A 2,718-nucleotide genomic window follows, 5' to 3' on the forward strand; every position below is an offset into this window, starting at 1 on the left:
CGCTCGCGGCCCACGCCGCGCGCGAGCTGACCGCCGCCGTCGCCGCGGCCCTCGACAACGTCGGGCGGCACGCGGGCGAGGAGGCGCGGGCCTGGCTGCTCGTCGAGGACGAGACGGACGCGGTGCTCGTGACCGTGCGGGACGACGGGCCCGGCATCCCCGAGGGCCGCCTCGCCGAAGCCGCCGAGCAGGGGCGCCTCGGCGTCGCGCAGTCGATCAGGGGCCGCCTCGCCGACCTCGGCGGCAGCGCGGCACTCGTCTCGGTCCCCGGCCAGGGCACCGAGGTCGAACTGCGCCTGCCGCGCCCGGACGGGAAACCGGACGGAAGAACCGATGACAGGAAGGACCGCGTCCGATGAACGCGCCCGCCCAGACCGCCCGCGTCATGGTCGTCGACGACCACCCGATGTGGCGGGACGCCGTCGCCCGTGACCTGGAGGCGGCCGGTTTCGAGCTGGTCGCGACCGCCGGGGACGGGCCGCAGGCCGTACGCCGCGCGAGCGCCGCGCGCCCCGATGTGCTCGTCCTGGACCTCAACCTGCCGGGCCTGCCCGGCGTCGAGGTGTGCAAGCGGCTCGTACGGGAACTGCCCGAACTGCACGTCCTGGTGCTCTCGGCCTCCGGCGAGCACGCCGACGTCCTGGAGGCCGTGAAGTCCGGGGCCACCGGGTACCTCGTGAAGTCGGCGAGCACGGAGGAGCTGATCGAGGCGGTGCGCCGGACGGCCGTCGGCGACGCGGTCTTCACGCCCGGACTCGCCGGGCTCGTCCTCGGCGAGTACCGCAGGCTCGCCGCCGAACCGGAGCCGAAGGCCGCCGCCGGGGGACCTGAGACACCGCGTCTCACCGAGCGCGAGACGGAGGTGCTGCGGCTGGTGGCGAAGGGGTTGAGCTACAAGCAGATCGCGGAGCGGCTCGTCATCTCGCACCGGACCGTGCAGAACCATGTGCAGAACACGCTGGGGAAGTTGCAGCTCCACAACAGGGTCGAACTCGTCCGCTACGCGATCGAACAAGGGCTGGACGACCCGGCCTGAGGACCCTGGGGGGCGCCCACCGGCCGCCGTAGGGTGATGGCCCGACACAGGGAGTTGACGTGGACGTGCTCGCGTTCGGAGTGCAGGCCGACGAGCGGCCGCTGATCGAGGCCGCCTTCGCCGAAGAGGGCGGGGCGCGCTGTGTCGAGGTGTTCCTCACCGCCGACACCGCGGCCATCGCGCACGGCCACCAGACCATCTCGACCAGCGTCAACTGCGACCTCGGGCCCGAGGTCCTGCGGACCCTCGCCGCCGGCGGCACGCGGATGATCGCCCAGCGCTCCACCGGCTTCAACAACATCGACATCGACGTCGCCGAAGCCCTCGGCCTCACCGTCTTCCGCGTCTCCTCCTACTCCCCGTACTCCGTCGCCGAGTTCGCCTGGGCCCTCGCGACGGCCGTCAACCGCAACCTCGTGCGCGCCGCGATCCGCACCCGCGACTTCGACTTCCGCCTCCAGGGCCTCATGGGCCGCGACCTCCACGGCCGCACCGCCGGAATCATCGGCACCGGCAGGATCGGCGCCGCCTTCGCCTCGATCGCGCACGGCTTCGGGATGCGGCTGCTCGGCTGGGACGTCCACGAGAACCCGGACTGCCGCGCCCTCGGCATGGAGTACGTGGACCGCGACCGCCTGCTGCGCGAGTCCGACCTCGTCAGCCTCCACGTGCCGCTCCTGCCCACCACCGCGCACCTCCTCGACGCGCGGGCGCTGCGCCTCATGAAGGACGACGCGCTCCTCGTCAACTCCAGCAGGGGCGGCCTCATCGACACGGAGGCGCTGGTGGGGGAGTTGCGCAAGGGGCGGTTCGCGGGCGTCGGGCTCGACGTGTACGAGGCGGAGAGCGGGCTCTTCTTCCTCGACAAGTCCCTGGAGGGGGTGGACGACGACGTGCTGGCCCGTCTCATGACGTTCCCGCACGTCATCGTCACCTCGCACCAGGCGTACTACACGCAGGACGCGGTGGGGCAGATCATCGCGGCCACCGTGGAGAACGTGCGGGACGGGGAGGCGGGGCGGCGGACCCCGAACGTCATCGTGCCGCGGGCACCAGAAGCCGGGTGATCGACTCCCGCACCACCTCCACCCCTCCCAGGCTCAGCACCGACTCCGGGTGGAACTGGACCGAGGCGAAGCCGGGGCCGCGCAGGGCGTGCACCTCGCCGCTCGCCGGGTCGCGGCTCACCTCGATGCCGTGGGCCGCGAGTTCGGCGGCGGCCTCGTCGTCGCAGCGGGCGACGAAGCTGTTGTAGAAGCCGACCGTCTCGCGGCGGCCGAAGAAGCCGATCTCCGTCTGCGCGCCCTGGCAGGGGACGTCCTTGCGGACGAGGGGGAGGCCGAGGCGCTCCGCGATCAGCTCGTGGCCCAGGCACACGCCGAGCACGCCGTGCCGGTGCCCGGCGAGCAGCGCGTCCGCGAGCGCGCCGAGGCGCCGCATCCGGGGGTCCTCGCGGTCGGCGGGGTCACCGGGCCCGGGGCCCAGCACGACCGGTCCTTCGTGGGCGAGCGCCGCCTCGTGCAGGCCCGGCTCGTCGTGCCGCCGTACGGTCACCTCGCAGCCCGTCGCGCGCAGCACGTGGGCGAGCATCGCCGTGAACGTGTCCTCCGCGTCCACGACGAGGACCCGCGCCCTCGGCTCCCCGCCCGGCGTCTCCCGCAGCCGCAGCCAGAACGGCGCGA

The 2,718-nt window shown here is 73.4% G+C and carries 4 protein-coding genes; 3 read left to right on the top strand and 1 reads right to left on the bottom strand.

What is annotated here, in order from left to right; translation table 11 throughout:
• From G3I42_RS08005 to G3I42_RS08015, 3 genes are all read left to right on the top strand, one after another.
• Positions 1 to 359: ATP-binding protein (locus G3I42_RS08005; RefSeq protein ID WP_203606517.1), on the top strand; the 359-nt coding region annotated here is incomplete at its 5' end.
• Entirely contained in the window at positions 356 to 1,036 is a 681-nt protein-coding gene (locus tag G3I42_RS08010) for a response regulator transcription factor (protein WP_164283742.1), read from the top strand. The genes G3I42_RS08005 and G3I42_RS08010, both read left to right, overlap by 4 nt.
• Positions 1,037 to 1,095: 59 nt before the next feature.
• The gene (locus tag G3I42_RS08015; protein ID WP_164283744.1) at positions 1,096 to 2,103 is read left to right on the top strand and encodes a 2-hydroxyacid dehydrogenase; all 1,008 of its coding nucleotides are present in this window, start codon (positions 1,096 to 1,098) and stop codon (positions 2,101 to 2,103) included.
• On the opposite strand, the gene G3I42_RS08020 is transcribed toward G3I42_RS08015, so the two are convergent.
• On the bottom strand, positions 2,072 to 2,718 hold a 647-nt coding region (locus G3I42_RS08020; RefSeq protein ID WP_164283746.1), incomplete at its 5' end, for an aminodeoxychorismate/anthranilate synthase component II. The genes G3I42_RS08015 and G3I42_RS08020 overlap by 32 nt on opposite strands.

It is taken from the genome of Streptomyces sp. SID11385, from assembly GCF_010548245.1.
Taxonomy (GTDB): Bacteria; Actinomycetota; Actinomycetes; order Streptomycetales; family Streptomycetaceae; genus Streptomyces.

What these genes read in the sequence shown, in the direction of transcription:
- G3I42_RS08010 (WP_164283742.1), top strand. Translation starts at nt 356, where the DNA reads ATGAACGCGCCCGCCCAGACCGCCCGCGTCATGGTCGTCGACGACCAC.